The sequence below is a fragment of the Christiangramia sp. LLG6405-1 genome (assembly GCF_045055805.1).
In the GTDB taxonomy this organism is placed as follows: domain Bacteria; phylum Bacteroidota; class Bacteroidia; order Flavobacteriales; family Flavobacteriaceae; genus Christiangramia.
Map to the genome: position 1 here is coordinate 2,343,882 of NZ_CP159330.1, position 17,175 is coordinate 2,361,056.

Genomic DNA, 17,175 nt, shown 5'->3' on the forward strand with positions numbered 1-17,175 from the left:
CATAAAATTTCTCACATGCAAGATTCTTCAAAATTACGTGTTATTGCAATGATCCCTGCGCGATATGAAGCTTCCAGGTTTCCGGGTAAATTGATGAAGGATCTAAATGGACAAACGGTAATTGCCACAACCTACAAAGCGGCTAAGAGCACCGGGCTTTTCGATGAAGTTTATGTGGTGACAGATGATGATCGCATTTATAATGAAGTGATCAAAGTTGGAGGTAAGGTTGTGCGTAGCCAGAAAGAACACGAATGCGGCAGTGATAGAATCGCTGAAGCTGTGGAGAATATGCATGTGGATATTGTTGTAAATGTACAGGGAGATGAACCATTTATCGACATGAATAGTCTAACGAAATTACTGGAAGTTTTCCAGCAACCAGGTTCCGAAGAAATAGATCTGGCAAGTTTAAAAACTGAACTTAAAGATCTGGAGGAGATCAACAATCCTAATAACGTTAAGGTAATTACCGGGAAAGACCAGTCTGCCTTATACTTCTCTAGATTCCCTATTCCTTATCCAAAGGATACTTCGGTGGAAACTATTTACTATAAACATGTTGGAATTTACGCGTTCAGAAAATCTGCTTTAATGGATTTCTATCGTTTACCGATGTTGCCATTAGAAGCTTCAGAAAAGATAGAATGTATTCGTTATCTGGAGTATGGCAAGAAGATCAAAATGGTTGAAACCAGTGTGAAAAGTATAGGAATCGATACTCCGGAAGATCTGGAAAAAGCCAGAAAACTGCTAGCTAATTGCTAACAGCTTTCTTATAAGTGTCCAAAGCTCTTTCACGAGCTTCTTTATGATCTACCATTTTCTCAGGATAATCATCGGTTCCAAATTCAGGAACCCACTCTTTGATATATTCGTGGTCCTTATCATACTTATCAATTTGAGTGGTAGGATTAAATATTCTGAAGTATGGAGTCGCATCCACACCACTTCCAGCGATCCACTGCCAGTTACCAACATTCGATGACATTTCGTAGTCTAAAAGCTTTTCAGCAAAATAAGCTTCACCCCATCGCCAGTCGATAAGCAAATGTTTACAAAGAAAGGAACCTACTAACATTCTAACCCGGTTGTGCATAAACCCAGATTTACTTAATTGGCGCATTCCGGCGTCAACCAGAGGATATCCGGTTTCTCCCTTTTTCCATTTTTCAAATTCATCCTTATTATTGCGCCACTTTATCCGGTCGTACTTAGATTTAAAAGCATCGGTCACCGTATCTGGATAGTGATACAGAATTTGCATGAAAAATTCTCTCCAAACTAATTCCTCAAGAAAGGTTTTGTTGTGTTCTTTATTTGCATCCCGAACCATTTGACGCACGCTTACCGTACCAAAACGCAAATGCGCACCTAATCTTGAAGTTCCTTCTACAGCTGGAAAATTACGTTTGCCTTCGTAATCCTTGATCAAACCCGGAGTTACCTGGTAATCTGGAACCTTTAAATCTGATTCCTTAAAACCTATGTCACTCAAGCTTAGATTTGGAAGCCTGGAATTTTCATAGAGATTATCCATGTATCTGGTCGTGTAGTGAAAGTCGAGATCCTTCTTTTTGAACTCTTCCATCCAGAGATTCTTGTAAGGAGTGTAAACTTTGTAGGGATCGCCATCTCCTTTTACCACTTCATCTTTTTCGAAGATCACCTGGTCCTTAAAATCACAGAATTCGATCTCTTTCTTTTCCAGTAATTCTGAAATTTCCTTATCACGTTCCTTGGCATAAGGTTCATAGTCGCGATTGGTAAAAACCTTTTTGATATCATAAGAATCCAGTAACTCCTGAAATATCTTTATAGGCTTACCATGATACATAGCAATAGAGCTTCCGTGTTTATCCTGAAGCTCATCACGCATTTTCTGAAGGTTCTCGAAAATAAAAGTCACCCGGGCATCTTCCTCGGGAAGCTTATCAAGAATTTCAGAATCAAAAATAAAAATAGGCAGCACAGGATGGTCATCCCGCAATGCTGCCTTTAATCCTGCATTATCATCTAATCTAAGGTCTCTTCGGAACCAGAAAATATTCACTGTTTTCATTAATTAATGTTTAATGTAGAGAGACCTCCATCTACTCCTAATACCTGCCCGGTGATCCATGAACTTTTTTCAGTAAGTAAGAATCCGGCAAGATTCGCAATATCTTTAGCCTGTCCAACTCTTTTTAAAGGATGACGTTGATCCATTTTCTTTTTCTTATCGTCACTGGAAAGTAATTTTTCTGCCAGTGGTGTATCTGTAAGCGATGGAGCTATAACATTTACTCTGAAATTTGGTGCATACTCCGCCGCTAAGGATTTAGCAAAACCTTCAATAGCACCTTTGGCTGCTGCAACGCTGGTATGAAATGGCATTCCAACTTTTACCGCTACCGTACTAAAGAAAACAAGACTTGCCTGATCAGATTTTTTTAATTTAGGTAATAATCCGTGAACTGCACGTAGAAGTCCAAAGAAATTAAGATTCATCTCTTTTTCGAAACTCTCTGGTTTCATCATTTTAAAGGGTTTCAGATCAATAGATCCTGGGCAATAAACCAATCCGTCGATTTGCTCCGGAAGATCTACTTCTGAAATATCATTTTCCAGCACATCAAATTCGAAATGCTTAACATGATCTGTATCCAGATCTCCTTTCGATCTAGAAAGTGCGAAGATCTCATGATCTGCTTTCAGCATTTCTGAAATTTCATTTCCTATTCCACTACTTCCTCCTATGATAACTATATTCTTCTTCATAATAATTAGTTTAAAATGTCATGTTTTTGATTGTCATTCTGAGTTTCTGGTTTAGTATACTCTCCATATAACTCAATAAGTTTTTCTCTTCTGTAATCAAAGATTTCCTTAAGCTTGGGTTCTACTAAGACTGGATGCGCCAGGCGTCCAAGAAAACCCATGGGAAGTTTATAATCTACTATATCTTCCATTTCCACACCACCTGGTATTTCCTTAATAAAATGTTTGTGATGCCATAGGGCATATGGTCCAAATCTTTGTTCATCTATAAAGAACTCATGATCACGAACCTGTGTGATTTCCGTAACCCATTTTGTCTTAATACCAGCTACGGGTGTTACTATATATTGAATAAGCTGACCTGGATACATGGGTCTATCTGCTCCTGAAAGTATTTTGAAGCCCATATAATCTGGAGTGATGGTTTTAAGATTTCGGGGATCTGATAAAAACTGCCAGGCTTCATCAACAGAAATGGGTAATTTTTGTTTGCTTTTTAGGGTGTAAATTTTCATCAGATCATATTTTATATAAAATTACATGTATAGTTGTTTAAAGTAAAATATAAATAGTTAAACAAAGTGTAAATCTGATGTTTATAGGTAATTCAGTCTTAATTAGATTTTGATTTAGTTAGCTGAATAAACTTATCTTTATTAAAATTTAAACTACTACACATGAAAAGATTATTAGCATTTGCTTTAGTGCTCTGCACTGGGTTTTCAGGATTCGCACAGGTTGAAGCACCACAACCAAGTCCGCTTGGAAAAATGGAACAAAAAGTTGGGTTAACCGATATCACGCTTGAATATTCCAGGCCTGCAATGAGAGGGCGTACGATTTTTGGAGACCTGGTACCTTTTAACAAGGTCTGGAGAACAGGTGCAAACCTGAATACTATTATTACATTCTCTGATGATGTAAAAATAGGAGGTAAGGAACTGGCTAAAGGTTCGTATGCTATCTACACCAAACCTCAAAAAGACCAATGGACAGTGATGTTCTACGAAACAACCAATAACTGGGGAGTGCCTCAGGAATGGGATGATTCCAAAGTTGCCCTTACCGCTACTGCCGCGGTAGAGGAGATGCCTTTCAAAATGGAGACTTTCACTATTGTGATCGATGAACTAAAGAGTGATGCTGCAAATCTTAACTTTCTATGGGAAAATACTGTAGCTATTCTGGAAATTGAAGTGCCTACAGATAATCGTACCATGGCAAGTATAGATAAAGTGATGAATGGACCAACGGCTCAGGATTATTTCTCAGCTGCCTCTTATTATCACGAAGCCGGGAAAGATATGGAGAAAGCATACACCTGGGTTAAAAAGGCCAATGAGATGAGCGAAGGTAAAGCATACTGGATGCTTAGAAGACAATCTCTAATTGAAGCTGAAATGGGTAAAACGAAGGATGCTATTGCCACTGCCAAAAAATCTCTTTCTGCTGCAGAAGCTGCAAATAATGCAGATTATGTGAAAATGAATAAAGAATCGATCGCGGAGTGGGAAGCTAAATAAGCTGAAAACGCTATGTATTAAAAAAGGCTTCAGTTTGAACTGAAGCCTTTTTTTAATATTCTAATTTAATCTCTTTCCTGATGGAATCCAACAATTGCATTAATTCCAGGGTGTTTTCTGTAGACCAGATATCACTTTCGGTTTTATTATTCAGAAGCATTTCTCCCACATGCTCCGCTTCGTATGTGTAGCCATTATTTTCTACTCCGTAATCACGCACTTCATGCTTACCATCTTTATGAGTAGTGATCGAAGTTGGTTCATGGAACCTTGAATTCATGATCACTTTAGATTCTTCAAATTCCAGGATAGCTTCAGTAGGAGTTTTTTCTTTAAAAGTTGAAGTGAGTTCTACCTCAATATTCTGATCATAATGAAATTTGATATCGCAGGATTCGTCAACTCCGGTTTCTGCTAATTGTGCTTCCGCAGTAATTCTATTGGGCATACCGAGTAAACGATAGGCGAGAAACACTGGATAAATTCCAATATCAAGAAGACTACCGCCTCCAAGCGATTTATTGAACAGTCTTTTAGTGTCGTCAAATTCTGCAGGAAATCCGAAGTCGGCTTTTAAAGATTTCAGCTTTCCATACTCCTTATTTTTAAACTTGGTTTCCAGGTCACGAAAGTGAGGTAGAAACGCTGTCCAGAGTGCTTCCATGATAAAAACATTCTTTTCCCTGGCCAGGCTTATCATCTCGCATGCCTGCTTATAATTTAAAGCAAATGGTTTTTCACAAAGTACAGCTTTACCATACTCGATACATTTGATAGCGAGTTCATGATGGAAGGCATGCGGTGTGGCGATATAAACTATCTGTACCTGTTCATCTTTTAACAGCTCTTCGTAGCTACCATAAGATTTCCCTGCTTCAAACTCTGCAGCGAATTCTTCAGCTTTGTTTAGATCACGACTTGCTACTGCATAAAGTTCAGCATTAGAGGCATGTTGTAATCCATCACAGAATTTTCCAGCGATCTTTCCAAGACCCAGAATTCCCCATTTTATTTTTTGACTCATGTTGTGCTTACTTGAGGTTTATCATTTCGAAAAAGTTGAATAAGTAGCGCTATGGACATTACCAATACGCAGCCCAGAACATTCAGCCATAAGTAGGGCATTATATCCATTTTAAAAACAATGATCACGATGATCTGTGTAATGATCGCTGCTACAAAAACGGCATTGCTGCGTACATATTTTATAAAAAATGCCAGTAGAAAGATACCCAGAACATTTCCATAAAAGATACTTCCAATGATGTTTACTAACTGAATTAAATTATCAAATAGATCGGCAAGACTTGCAAACAGGATCGCGATAGCTCCCCACATTAATGTAAACCATTTGGAAGCTGCAAGGTAATGCTCATCACTTTTATTCTCTTTATGATTTCTGCGGTATAGATCGATCACGGTGGTTGACGCCAGCGCATTTAATTCTGAAGCAGTGGAAGACATTGCAGCCGATAATATCACGGCAAGCAGTAATCCAATAAATCCCCTCGGAAGATTATTCAGTATAAAGTGAATAAATACGTAATCTTTATCATTGCTTTCTGCTTTCACATCTGAAGCATCAATAAAAGTCTTTGCTTCCTCCCGAATATCAAACTGTTCTTTCTCGAGACTGGAATATTGTTCTCTAAAATTTGCAGTTTCAGTTTCATCCAATGAAGTTCTCGAGGCATATTCGAGTCCGAGTTCCTTCTTCTTCTCCTGAACATCATCATGCTCCAGCATAAGATCTTTGTACTGCTCGGCATAATCTGAATTCAGAACAGTTTCGGTCGCCGCGGGATTGAAATTTAAGGGAGCAGGATTGAATTGATAAAAGACAAATACCATAACTCCAACCAGAAGTATAAAAAATTGCAACGGTACTTTTAGCAGTCCGTTAAAGATCATTCCTAACTGACTTTCCTTAACAGATCCACCAGATAAATAGCGTTGTACCTGGCTTTGATCTGTTCCGAAGTAGGAGAGCATAAGGAATGTACCCCCAATGATTCCACTCCATATCGTGTACCTGTTATTAAAATCGAAGCTAAAATCCAGAACATCCATTTTGCCGCTGGTGCCAGCAATTTCGAGCGCTTTCGTGAAGGTTACTTCTTCTGGCAGGTAACTAAGAATTATAAAAAAGGCAACGAACATCCCGGTGAGGATCACGGCCATTTGTTGTTTATGAGTGACACTTACCGCCTTCGTTCCTCCTGAAACTGTGTAAATAATTACCAGTACTCCAATAGCGATTGTAAGATAAGTTAGATTCCAGCCCAGCACGGCTGAAAGGACGATTGCCGGTGCAAAGATGGTGATCCCTGCTGCCAGTCCACGCTGAATTAAGAATAGTATAGCAGTTAATGTTCTTGTTTTCTGATCAAAACGAGATTCCAGATATTCATAAGCTGTATAAACCTTTAGTCTATGGTAGATAGGGATGAATACAATACAAATAATAACGATCGCAATGGGCAGGCCAAAATAGAACTGGACAAATCCCATTCCGTCATGATAAGCCTGTCCCGGAGTTGATAGAAAGGTAATTGCACTTGCCTGGGTTGCCATAACAGATAAGCCGATGGTCCACCATCTAGCGTCCTTACCACCTCCAACATAATCTTCAACATTCGAACTTCCACGAGACTGGTAAACTCCATACCAAACGATAAACGCGATCGTACCAATTAGAATGATCCAGTCTATTAATTCCATACTAGGCGAATAGATTCATGATTAAATAGAAAATAACGATATAAACAACGTTGGCGACCAATACGATCGTATAGCTTTTCTTCCACTGGTATGAGTCTGGCTTTTCCATTATTTTTCTATAGAAATCATATTAGCAAAAAGACGATATGCTCCTGGAACTGCCTCGGGAAATTGTCTGAAAAAACTAAGTCCGGTATAAATGTAATATCCTTTCCCGTATTTAGCCACCAGTAAACTTCCTGAAGATGGCTCTTCATTAGGATCATTCATATATAAAGGAGCTTCAAATTCTTTTGACCAGGAATCTGCGAAGTATAAACCTCTTTCCTGCACCCAATTCTCAAAATCTGAACTTTCCAGTTTATTCGGGGAATTTAAGAGCTCGTGCTCAGGCAGGTTGAAACCAACTGTCGCATTTTCATTGGTCACTCTATCCCGAGAAAGCTGCAGGTTGAATGGAGCAATCTGGTCCGTAACCAATCCGCGATTGGTATTGTATTGCACAATAAGATTCCCGCCTTCCTCTACGTATTTAAATAGTTTTTGTTTCTGAAATTTCAGATCCTCAATAATATTGAAGGATCTAATTCCAAGAACAATGGCGTCATATTTTTTTAATGAGTTCGCATTAATTGTTGAAGGATCGAGCATGTCTACTTTGTAACCCATCTGGCGTATCGCTTCCGGCACGACATCACCAGCACCAGCAATGTATCCTACAAGTTCACCCTTTTTCTTGATATCTAATTTAACCAGTTCCAGCTTCGCCTTTTGAATGAGGTTCTGCCCGGGAATATAATCGTAATCAATGGAAATAACATTTTGATCATAATTGTTATTCTCGGTCTCCAGGACTGGATTTAAAGTTATTTCACTTTGACCTTCAGGAGGAAAAATTGAAAATTTAAATGTTTGAGCACCACCTTTTGGTGCAATGTTTACTTTAAATTCATTTGGTGTAAAGCTCCAGTCTTTTTCAGAATTTAATTTTAAAGTTCCCGATAGATCAGCCTGGTTGGCTTGAATCGTGATCTCCGAAGTTTTTGATTCCGAAGAATTGAAAACAAGAACATCTTCGTGTAAATTAAGTTCAGCCTTCGGGATCACCTTAAAATTCTCATAAGTTTCTCCGGAAACCGGGTCGTTGAACTTGTAAAGGATCGGTTTCTCAAAAGTTATGGGCTCGCCATTAATTTCAAGATTGAATATTGCTTTATTCTGAAGTGGTGTTTGAGGTAAACCTCTAAGATTTTGATCATCTACTTTATACATCCCAATGGAACCTTCAGATTTTAACCAGTATGGATTGGTGAAATCTGCATTTTCCGGAAGTCGGAACTCCAGATTCTCGTTCCAGGATGAATTATTCTTCAAACTTTCTGCTGGTTCTATTTTCGTATTATTCGGAACAAGCTCTACGGAAATTAATTTAACCTGAGCAGAACTTCTATTGATCGCTTCCAGTTTTATATTAACTTCTTCTGAAGGTGTTACGGAAGCTCGATCTGCAATGGCTTCAAGATAAAGTCCGGAACTGGCATAAATGATATCCTTGATCTGCCGGGTTTTTATCTCTCGCCAGTGTTTATCCTGAAGATTCTGAATATGATGGTAAGCTTTAAGAAGTTCTGGTAGACTTTTAGAAGGATCTTCAAAATTGAAGTTTTCCTGAACCATGTTTAAAATAGTACCAATTTCATTGCCTCCCTGTATTCTATTCCAGCTGGTATCAATTCCGTCGAAAATATTAGATTCATCGGTCGGCATTTCACCTTTGATAAGTTCAATATATTCCATTTGCTTGCCACGACTTCCGGTACTTCCAAAACCCTGTGATTTATGCTGACTTCTACTAAGACTTGCGATCTCAGGATTGGAAAGTCCTTTTTTGGGAAAAAACGTTCCGGTATCAAAGGTCAGGAATCTCGTTTTATCAGCTTCTTCAAATGCTTCACTACCTCCATAGAACCATGGAGAGGTATTAAAGTAAAGTCTCTTTGGGTCATAGGTTTCAACCAATTCCAGTTGATCCTGATATTTGTTTGCATCACCGGCCAATTCAAAAGCTTCCATGCTAAGCATGGCAGATGAAGTGTGGTGTCCGTGAGTGCTTCCCGGCGTGCGATGATCAAACCTGTTAATGATCACATCTGGTCTGAATTTTCGAATGATCCAGACTACATCGCTAAGAACTTCATTTTTGTTCCAGATTTCCAGTGTTTCTGATGGAGTTTTGGAGTAACCAAAATCGTTAGCGCGGGTAAAAAATTGCTCTCCGCCATCGATTTTTCTGGCAGCCAGTAATTCCTGAGTTCTAATCATCCCCAGCTGCTCTCTCAATTCTGGTCCAACAAGGTTTTGACCGCCATCACCTCTTGTTAAGGAAAGGTAAGCAGTTCTGGCATTCACTTCATTTGAGAAATGAGAAATCAACCTGGTGTTTTCATCATCTGGATGTGCTGCCACGTAGAGAACAGAACCTAAAAAGTTTAGTTTCTTAATTTCTGAATATATATCTGAAGAACTCCATTTTTCAGGAGCCTGTGCATTGGAGAAAGTAAAGCCTAGTAAGAATAGGGTAAAAAGTATTTTCCGCATTGAATAATAGGTTTCATCAAATATAAAAGATTTCACATCGTCCTGAAGCCTATTTCAGATCTTTTAGGCTAGAGAGCATCTTTTCCTTCGTCTTTGCCATCTACGCGATGCTTAAGAGTAACCGCTTTTTGTAGAATAAGGTTGTTAGGATAAGTGACAAGTTCTCCTTCCCGTGTTCTAAGGTGAAGATGGAAAGCCTTAATATCCTCGATCTCTGCCTCAATATCCAGATCCTTATCGTGGATCTTGATAGTATCACCGATCTTATATGGAAAGGAAAAGAATAGAATGATTCCGCTGGTTACATTGCTCAAAATAGACCAGATGGCGAACAATGCAACTCCAATTACCGCGAATACAGATGAGAAGATCAATGATAGATCTGTTAATCCAACACCCCAGGCGAGCGCCAGTAGGAATGCAGCGATAAGAATGATAAGAATATTAATGTATTTAAACATCAACCTGGTGCGGGTGATGTTAATCTCGCCTCTACGACCTACCTTGTTCGCGGCCGTTCTCAGTAAAAATTGTATTAGAAGTAAAATAAATAGTACTGCAAGTGAATACAGTAATTCATAGCGGTAGGTGAGAAGTAATTCCTTCATTAATCTAGTTCTAATTTCTCGCGCAAATGTAAATCTTTATTCGAATTTTTATTCCAGTAATCGGTTCTTAATCGTGCTTTTTTCGTGGCAGTGGTCGTTAAAATTTCTGCGTTAGGACTATTGTCTACTGGAGCTGATTCTTCCCATTTTTCAATAGTAAAAGGAGGTATTTTATTAAGATAAATCTTTATGGTTCGATTTAATTGCGGATAGTACAACTGGTAGACATGAAACTGCTCATTGGTAAGAAATTGTCCTTCAGCGTTTAAGGCATTTACCGGTAGATGGTTTAATCTTATAAATTCAAGTGATGGAAGCATCTTAAAGGTTCCTACCGGAACACGATCAAGATCGATTCTTAGTAAATTCCATATCTCATTTTCAAGATGAATTGGATTTAATTTTAAATATTGATCTGCTTCTCCGGCAAAATAGGAGTGACTGGTAATATCAAAATCGTCCCGGTTATTTAATTGCATAAAAACCTGGCCGCACCATTCCTGAACTGATGCTGAAATTTTTAGCGCATGTTCATTTCCGTTGAGAGGAAAGAAGCTACTCTGCATGATGCTATAAGGATAGATACCAGTATTGAAATTCTTGGTACTATTCAGTTTGAGGATAGAAACTTTATTGAAAGATTCATCGCTTGATTTCACCTGTTCTGTTGCCGAAAAGTCTTCAGTTACATAAATAAGAGTGGCGGTGCCTTTTCGTAGTTCACCATACCGGGATTGTTCGAGATCGTAAGTGGTAATTTCTGCTTTTCCGGAATACCAGTAGTCCTTAAAATCTTCAGTTAATCTAAATTCGTTTCCGTAGGATTCCCTGTCTGCACAGGAAATGATAAGCATTGAAATCGCGAAAAGTGTAAGGTATCGTTTCATCGTTCAGATGACAATTTACGAATTTTCCTCTTTAAGTATGTGTTTCAGGGTTTTATAGACCAGATTCGTAGGTAGACCAACCACATTAAAGTAGCTTCCTCTAATAGTTTCTATCCCAATTAGTCCTATCCATTCCTGTATTGCGTAACCACCAGCTTTATCGAAAGGTTTATAATTCGTTACGTAGAACTCGATCTCTTCTTGGGTAAGATCTGAAAATGTAACATTAGTAGTGTAGTTAAGAACTTCCTGCTTCTCTCTGTAAGTGAAGCATACCGAAGTGATGACTTCGTGCTCTTTGCCTGAAAGCATATTAATCATCTCCACGGCGTGGGCATGATCTTTTGGTTTTCCAAGTGCCTTAGCTTCAAAATACACAATGGTATCACTCGTAATCAATATCTGGTTTTCATGTAGATCCTTAAATGCTTCCGCTTTTAATTTTGAAAGAAAATCTGTGATCTCTTCGCCTTCAAGATCTTCAGGGTAGATTTCCTCTACAGAGCGAACATCTATGGTCACAGGAATTAGGAGATCTTCGAAAAATTTCTGCCTTCTGGGAGAGCCTGAAGCAAGAATGATCTCGTGGTCTTTTATTAAATGCTGGATCATAGTTAAAGAATTATAAATTGTAGCAAGCCTATAGAAAGTAAGCCGAAAAACAATACAGCTTTTAAAAGTTTACTAAGCCTTGAGTATTCAGATTTTTTTGAAGCTGTCCAGATATTTACCTGGAAGAATAATAGGGGAGCGAGCAAAAGAAATAATGCGTAGACCACTGCAGCGGTGTTTCCGAAGAGATATTCGTAAACATAATAGATCAGGAAACCTATAGGTGCAAGACCTAATAAAAGCAATATCTGGTTTGTGCGTTTTTTACCGAGTGCGATGGGCAGTGTTTTATAACCGGCGTTGTAATCTCCATCAATATCCTCCTGATCTTTTACGATTTCACGAAGCAAATTCACCAGGAATGCGAAGATGGAATAATCGATTAAAATTGAGAAGATCGTGGATTGTGTGGCCTGATTCTGCGGAGTGATCGCAGGTAGCAGGTCATAAAGTCCAACACCAATTGGGATCAAACCAACAATAAGGCTCACCAAAATGTTCCCTACAAGAATGCTTTGCTGAAACTGGGAATTATAGAGGTATAATATCGCCGAGCCAAATATAAAGAATGCTGAAAACCCAGGAACACCAACCATATTGGAAACATAAAAACCTAAGCCAACACCAATAATACTCAACACAAAAAAGATGCGGTATGCACTTTTTTCTGATATACCGGTTTGAATATAGGTTTTGGATGGCTTATTTTTTTGATCGGCTTCTACATCAAAAATATCATTGATCACGTAACCAGAAGCTGCAACCGACACTACGGCCAGAACCAGCATGGAAAATCCAAATAGATTTAAGGTGATCGCCACACCAAATGGCTCGAACAAGCCATATTTAATAAGATACATGGTAAGAGCAATGAATAATAGATTCCCTGGCCTTATCAGCTTAAAATAATCCAGCATTTATGAATTCTTTTCCATCCATTTTCCCTGAACTTTCATCACTTGCTCGATCACGTCACGAACACAGCCTTCACCGCCATTTTTATGAGATACATACAATGAAATTTCCTTTAATTCTGGAACTGCATCCTGAGGGCAACATGGCAGTCCTACTAATTTCATAGGATAGTAATCTGGAATATCATCACCCATGTATAATACCTGCTCCGGTTTTATATCGTAGATGTCAAAAAACTCATCCATTTGCTCCACTTTATCGTCCACCCCAAGGTAAATATCAGTAATTCCAAGGCCACGAAGTCGCTCGCGAACCCCTTCATTTTTACCACCGCTTATAATGCATACAGTAAATCCACCCTTTAGAGCCATTTTCATAGCATAACCATCCTTCGTATTCATTGTTCTTAAAAGCTCGCCTGTGGTTGAAACCTGTAATGAACCATCAGTTAATACGCCATCAACATCAAATACGAACGTAGTGATCTGGTTGAGGTATTCTTTATAACTTTTTTCCATGTGTTTTTTGAATAGAGTCGGTTAGTGCTTTATAAATTATTTGTCGGTCCTCATTCAGCATTTGCAAATGAGTTTCAATCGTTTTTTCGTCGTTTCTAAGGGCTGGACCAGTTTGAGCGTCATATGGCGGCAGATCCTGAATCTTGTCAAAAGTCTCCTGAATAAGCGGTCTTAAAATGTCAAATGGTAATTCGTTCTCATGGCAATAATCTGCTGCGATGGTAAACAGGTGATTTGTGAAATTGTTCACGATCACTGCGGAAAGGTGCAAAGCTCGGCGTTGTTCCGAATTTACCTCGAAAACCTTTGTAGATATGATATTTCCCAATTCCTTCAGTTTTGCAAGATTTTCTTCTGAATTGGCTTCGATACAAAGAGGAATATCTGAAAAACTTACTTCTTTATTTTTACTGAAGGTTTGCAGCGGATAGAATATTCCGAAGTTATCTAACATCGATAAATTCTCCATCGGCACACTACCGGAAGTATGAACTACAAGACCTTTGTTAATGCTTAATTTCTCAGCGACCTCGGAAATTGCTTCATCACGCACGGCAAGAATGTAAATATCTGCTTCAGCCAGTTCAGCATAATCACTTATGACTTCAGTAGTATTTCCGATGAAGTCTATCTTATTGGGTTTACGGCTAAATAACTGAATAACATCAACTTCAGGGGTCAACTTGAAGCTTTGGTATAAGTGAATACCAACATTGCCGGCACCCAGGATCACTACTTTTATCATGAAGCTAAATTACCAAAAATTTCAAGGTATAGAAATTAACAGGTGTTGACTTGAGATTCGCCATTTTACCCGCGTAAAAACGATAAAATATCGTTAAATTTGCAGCCGTTAAAACGACACTTTTTCATGCAGAAAAAAATAGCCTCTATCCTTTTTTCTACCCGAATAATGGCCGTCCTGTTTATCATCTTTGCAATTGCCATGGCCATGGGAACCTTTATAGAAAGCTGGTACAGTATTGAAACGGCAAGAATTCTAATTTACAATACCTGGTGGTTCGAAGGGATCATGTTATTTCTTCTCATCAACTTCGTTGGGAATATCAAGCGATATAAGCTTCATAAAAAGGAAAAATGGAGCAGTTTACTACTGCATCTTTCATTTATCCTCATCTTAATTGGAGCATTTGTAACCAGGTATATTAGCTACGAAGGGGTAATGCCAATTCGTGAAGGCGAAACTACCAATAAGTTCATGACCTACGAGACGTACCTGACTTTCTTTATAGATGGTGAGATCGATGGTGAGGCGAGAAGAAGAGTTCTACAGGAAGATGTTCTTTTTGGTCCTGAAGTAGAGAACGACTATGTTCTGAATACCGATTTCAACGGTAATCCTGTAAAATTTGAAGTCACGAATTTTATTCACGGAGCAGAAGAAGCTCTGGTTCCTACAGAGGACGGAGAGAATTATCTTAAGATCGTAGAAGCCGGTGATGGTTCACGACACGACCATTATCTTAAAGAAGGTGAGGTTAGCAATATTCATAATACTTTATTTACGCTTAATAGTCCGCAGGATGGCGCTATCAATATTAGGCTTACTGAAGATGGGGAATACCAGATAGATTCACCATTTGAAGGAACCTATATGCGTATGGCAGATCAAAAGCAGGGAACTTTAGTTACTGACTCTACACAAACGCTTATGTTGAGGTCGCTTTATAATATTGGAAGCATGCAATTCGTGATCCCGGAACCAGTGGTTACCGGGGAATATGATGTAGTACCAACCAATCCTAAAACAAAGCAAGATCTTGATGCCGTTACATTGGACATTACAGCTAATGGTAAAACTGAAACGATCACTTTGCTTGGCGGACAGGGAACTGTAGCAGATCCACAGGCGATCAATTTCAACGGATTGGAAGTTTTCATTAATTACGGAAGCATAGAAAAAGAACTACCATTTGCTTTGAAACTGAATGATTTCATTGCAGAAAAATACCCTGGTACTGCAGATAGGGCAACGCCTGGTTATGCAAGTTTTAGAAGTGAAGTGGAGATCGTGGAAGATGGAGAAGAACCTGAGCCTTACTCTATTTATATGAATCACGTACTGGATCATGAAGGTTATAGATTCTTTCAATCGAGTTTTGACCCGGATGAAAAGGGTACAGTACTTTCTATAAACCGTGATTTCTGGGGAACCTGGATCACTTATATAGGTTATTTCTTATTGTATTTTGGACTTATGTGGATATTGTTTGACAAAGGTTCCCGTTTTGGTAATCTTAAGGTGATGCTGGAAAAGATCAAAGACAAGAAAAAGGCATTGGCAGTAGTAGCATTAATGCTAATGTCTTCTGTTGGTTTTTCTCAGGATGGTGATCATGCTCACAATCAGAATTCAAAACAGCAGATTGATAGTATCATTGTATCTAATGCAGTGAAAGAAGAGCACGCCGATAAATTTGGACGATTGATCATACAGGATGCCGGAGGAAGAATGAAGCCTGCAAATACGTATTCTTCAGAATTACTTCGGAAATTAAGTAAAAGTGATACTTATGCTGGTTTAAGTTCAGACCAGGTGTTGGTTTCTATTACTGAAAACCCTGCATTCTGGTATCAGGCACAGGTTATTTATGTAGAAAAAAAGAACGATAGTCTGCATCAGATCCTGGATGTAGAAGAAGGTAGAAAATACCTTGCTTTGATGGACTTCTTTGATGAAAAAGGAGGTTATAAACTTTCTCCTTATCTGGAAGGTGCATACAAAGCGGCTGTTCCGAATAAATTTCAGAAGGATTTTATTGAAACAGATAAGAAAGTAAACCTGCTATATCAGGCGGTACAGGGAAAAGTATTGAAAGTATTTCCTATTCCTGAAGACGAGAATAATAAATGGGTTTCCTATCCTGAACTGGATGAAACCAATTTTACAGGAATGGATTCGGTTTATACAAAGCAGATACTTCCGCTATATATGAGTGCTCTTAAAACTGCACGTGAGACCAGCGATTACGAAAAAGCAGATCAGTATCTGGAAAGCATTCAAAGCTTTCAGGAGAAATTCGGTGGAGATGTAATGCCTTCAGAAGATAAAGTGAACGCTGAAATCTTATACAATGAATATGATGTCTTTAGAAACCTGTTCTGGATGTATATGGTTGCCGGGCTGGCCATGCTGGTTTTCGTGATTGTTCAGATCTTTAAGGACAATAGAATTATAAGAACTCTTATTTATACCGGTGCAGCTGCGATCATCATTCTTTTTGTAGTGCATACGGCAGGACTTGCGGCGAGGTGGTATATTTCAGGACACGCGCCCTGGAGTGATGCTTATGAGTCGATGATCTATGTAGCCTGGGCTACCATGTTCTTTGGGCTGGCCTTTGGTAGAAAATCAAATCTTACGATCGCATCTACTGCTTTTGTTGCTTCTATGATCCTTATGATCGCACACTGGAACTGGATGGATCCGGCAATTGCCAATCTACAGCCAGTACTAAATTCATACTGGTTGATGATCCATGTATCTGTGATCGTTGGTAGTTATGGTCCGTTTACACTGGGAATGATCCTTGGAGTGGTTTCGCTGCTGCTAATGATCCTTACCAATGACAAGAACAAGAAGAAGATGGACATTAATATAAAAGAGATCACGATCATTACTGAAATGGCATTGACCGTTGGTTTAGTGATGCTGACTATCGGAAACTTCTTAGGTGGCCAGTGGGCTAATGAGAGCTGGGGACGTTACTGGGGCTGGGATCCAAAAGAGACCTGGGCTTTGATTAGTATTATGGTATATGCCTTTGTGATCCATATGAGATTGGTTCCAGGTTTAAGAAGTAGATGGTTCTTTAATTTAATGGCAATCATTGCATTTGCAAGTATTATGATGACCTATTTTGGTGTGAATTTCTACCTGAGTGGTTTGCATTCCTATGCCAGTGGAGATAAGGTCATCACGCCAACCTTTATTTATTATACCTTAGGTGCTGTGGCAATTTTAGGAACTGTATCTTACTTTAAATACAAGAAATACTTCGCTAAGAAGTAG

Annotated in this window: 15 protein-coding genes; 3 read left to right on the plus strand and 12 right to left on the minus strand. The window is 38.8% G+C overall.

The window, feature by feature from the left end; translation table 11 throughout:
- The first annotated feature begins 15 nt into the window (after nucleotides 1–15).
- Nucleotides 16–768 (plus strand): 3-deoxy-manno-octulosonate cytidylyltransferase, encoded by a 753-nt coding sequence (gene kdsB / locus ABVM50_RS10735; RefSeq protein ID WP_405198571.1) that lies wholly within the window; start codon nucleotides 16–18, stop codon nucleotides 766–768.
- Here the strand turns inward: kdsB and ABVM50_RS10740 are convergent.
- The 3 genes from ABVM50_RS10740 to ABVM50_RS10750 are packed head-to-tail and all read right to left on the minus strand — an operon-like array spanning nucleotide 758 to nucleotide 3,275.
- Complete coding sequence (locus ABVM50_RS10740; protein WP_405198572.1) at nucleotides 758–2,062, minus strand: cryptochrome/photolyase family protein; 1,305 nt, start codon at nucleotides 2,060–2,062, stop codon at nucleotides 758–760. The two genes, kdsB and ABVM50_RS10740, sit on opposite strands and share 11 nt — an antisense overlap.
- Nucleotides 2,062–2,760: an SDR family NAD(P)-dependent oxidoreductase gene (locus tag ABVM50_RS10745; RefSeq protein ID WP_405198573.1), complete on the minus strand. Its 699-nt coding sequence runs from the start codon at nucleotides 2,758–2,760 to the stop codon at nucleotides 2,062–2,064. The genes ABVM50_RS10740 and ABVM50_RS10745 overlap by 1 nt, the downstream gene beginning before the upstream one ends.
- 5 nt (nucleotides 2,761–2,765) lie before the next feature.
- On the minus strand, nucleotides 2,766–3,275 hold the full coding sequence (locus ABVM50_RS10750; protein WP_405198574.1) for an SRPBCC family protein: 510 nt from the start codon (nucleotides 3,273–3,275) through the stop codon (nucleotides 2,766–2,768).
- Nucleotides 3,276–3,437: 162 nt separating this feature from the next.
- Between ABVM50_RS10750 and ABVM50_RS10755 the strand changes: the two genes are divergently transcribed.
- Nucleotides 3,438–4,283: a DUF2911 domain-containing protein gene (locus ABVM50_RS10755; protein WP_405198575.1), complete on the plus strand. Its 846-nt coding sequence runs from the start codon at nucleotides 3,438–3,440 to the stop codon at nucleotides 4,281–4,283.
- Between the two features lie 52 nt (nucleotides 4,284–4,335).
- Here the strand turns inward: ABVM50_RS10755 and ABVM50_RS10760 are convergent, their stop codons facing one another.
- The 9 genes from ABVM50_RS10760 to ABVM50_RS10800 form a co-directional block, all read right to left on the minus strand.
- Nucleotides 4,336–5,307, minus strand: coding sequence for a Gfo/Idh/MocA family protein (locus ABVM50_RS10760; protein WP_405198576.1), 972 nt, complete (start codon nucleotides 5,305–5,307; stop codon nucleotides 4,336–4,338).
- Nucleotides 5,304–7,004: a sodium:solute symporter gene (locus ABVM50_RS10765; RefSeq protein ID WP_405198577.1), complete on the minus strand. Its 1,701-nt coding sequence runs from the start codon at nucleotides 7,002–7,004 to the stop codon at nucleotides 5,304–5,306. The genes ABVM50_RS10760 and ABVM50_RS10765 overlap by 4 nt, the downstream gene beginning before the upstream one ends.
- A 108-nt stretch (nucleotides 7,005–7,112) precedes the next feature.
- Nucleotides 7,113–9,602, minus strand: a complete 2,490-nt coding sequence (locus ABVM50_RS10770) for a PIG-L family deacetylase (protein ID WP_405198578.1) — start codon at nucleotides 9,600–9,602, stop codon at nucleotides 7,113–7,115.
- Nucleotides 9,603–9,670: 68 nt separating this feature from the next.
- Nucleotides 9,671–10,210 (minus strand): mechanosensitive ion channel domain-containing protein, encoded by a 540-nt coding sequence (locus tag ABVM50_RS10775; RefSeq protein ID WP_295180240.1) that lies wholly within the window; start codon nucleotides 10,208–10,210, stop codon nucleotides 9,671–9,673.
- A complete protein-coding gene (locus ABVM50_RS10780) occupies nucleotides 10,210–11,097 on the minus strand; it encodes a septum formation inhibitor Maf (RefSeq protein ID WP_405198579.1) in 888 nt (295 codons plus the stop codon). Before ABVM50_RS10780 ends, ABVM50_RS10775 begins: the two co-directional genes overlap by 1 nt.
- 15 nt (nucleotides 11,098–11,112) lie before the next feature.
- Nucleotides 11,113–11,709, minus strand: coding sequence for a Maf family nucleotide pyrophosphatase (locus ABVM50_RS10785; protein WP_405198580.1), 597 nt, complete (start codon nucleotides 11,707–11,709; stop codon nucleotides 11,113–11,115).
- Between the two features lie 2 nt (nucleotides 11,710–11,711).
- On the minus strand, nucleotides 11,712–12,626 hold the full coding sequence (locus ABVM50_RS10790; RefSeq protein ID WP_405198581.1) for a geranylgeranylglycerol-phosphate geranylgeranyltransferase: 915 nt from the start codon (nucleotides 12,624–12,626) through the stop codon (nucleotides 11,712–11,714).
- Nucleotides 12,627–13,142, minus strand: a complete 516-nt coding sequence (locus ABVM50_RS10795; RefSeq protein ID WP_405198582.1) for a KdsC family phosphatase — start codon at nucleotides 13,140–13,142, stop codon at nucleotides 12,627–12,629.
- The gene (locus ABVM50_RS10800) at nucleotides 13,126–13,887 is read right to left on the minus strand and encodes a Rossmann-like and DUF2520 domain-containing protein (protein WP_405198583.1); all 762 of its coding nucleotides are present in this window, start codon (nucleotides 13,885–13,887) and stop codon (nucleotides 13,126–13,128) included. Before ABVM50_RS10800 ends, ABVM50_RS10795 begins: the two co-directional genes overlap by 17 nt.
- A 126-nt stretch (nucleotides 13,888–14,013) precedes the next feature.
- Here ABVM50_RS10800 and ccsA point away from each other — a divergent pair, with 126 nt between their 5' ends.
- Nucleotides 14,014–17,175: a cytochrome c biogenesis protein CcsA gene (gene ccsA, locus ABVM50_RS10805; protein ID WP_405198584.1), complete on the plus strand. Its 3,162-nt coding sequence runs from the start codon at nucleotides 14,014–14,016 to the stop codon at nucleotides 17,173–17,175.

Excerpts from the sequence above, each read along its gene's own strand:
- kdsB (WP_405198571.1), top strand. The coding sequence starts at position 16 with ATGCAAGATTCTTCAAAATTACGTGTTATTGCAATGATCCCTGCGCGA.
- ABVM50_RS10740 (WP_405198572.1), bottom strand. The coding sequence starts at position 2,062 with ATGAAAACAGTGAATATTTTCTGGTTCCGAAGAGACCTTAGATTAGAT.
- ABVM50_RS10745 (WP_405198573.1), bottom strand. The coding sequence starts at position 2,760 with ATGAAGAAGAATATAGTTATCATAGGAGGAAGTAGTGGAATAGGAAAT.
- ABVM50_RS10750 (WP_405198574.1), bottom strand. The coding sequence starts at position 3,275 with ATGAAAATTTACACCCTAAAAAGCAAACAAAAATTACCCATTTCTGTT.
- ABVM50_RS10755 (WP_405198575.1), top strand. The coding sequence starts at position 3,438 with ATGAAAAGATTATTAGCATTTGCTTTAGTGCTCTGCACTGGGTTTTCA.
- ABVM50_RS10760 (WP_405198576.1), bottom strand. The coding sequence starts at position 5,307 with ATGAGTCAAAAAATAAAATGGGGAATTCTGGGTCTTGGAAAGATCGCT.
- ABVM50_RS10765 (WP_405198577.1), bottom strand. The coding sequence starts at position 7,004 with ATGGAATTAATAGACTGGATCATTCTAATTGGTACGATCGCGTTTATC.
- ABVM50_RS10770 (WP_405198578.1), bottom strand. The coding sequence starts at position 9,602 with ATGCGGAAAATACTTTTTACCCTATTCTTACTAGGCTTTACTTTCTCC.
- ABVM50_RS10775 (WP_295180240.1), bottom strand. The coding sequence starts at position 10,210 with ATGAAGGAATTACTTCTCACCTACCGCTATGAATTACTGTATTCACTT.
- ABVM50_RS10780 (WP_405198579.1), bottom strand. The coding sequence starts at position 11,097 with ATGAAACGATACCTTACACTTTTCGCGATTTCAATGCTTATCATTTCC.
- ABVM50_RS10785 (WP_405198580.1), bottom strand. The coding sequence starts at position 11,709 with ATGATCCAGCATTTAATAAAAGACCACGAGATCATTCTTGCTTCAGGC.
- ABVM50_RS10790 (WP_405198581.1), bottom strand. The coding sequence starts at position 12,626 with ATGCTGGATTATTTTAAGCTGATAAGGCCAGGGAATCTATTATTCATT.
- ABVM50_RS10795 (WP_405198582.1), bottom strand. The coding sequence starts at position 13,142 with ATGGAAAAAAGTTATAAAGAATACCTCAACCAGATCACTACGTTCGTA.
- ABVM50_RS10800 (WP_405198583.1), bottom strand. The coding sequence starts at position 13,887 with ATGATAAAAGTAGTGATCCTGGGTGCCGGCAATGTTGGTATTCACTTA.
- ccsA (WP_405198584.1), top strand. The coding sequence starts at position 14,014 with ATGCAGAAAAAAATAGCCTCTATCCTTTTTTCTACCCGAATAATGGCC.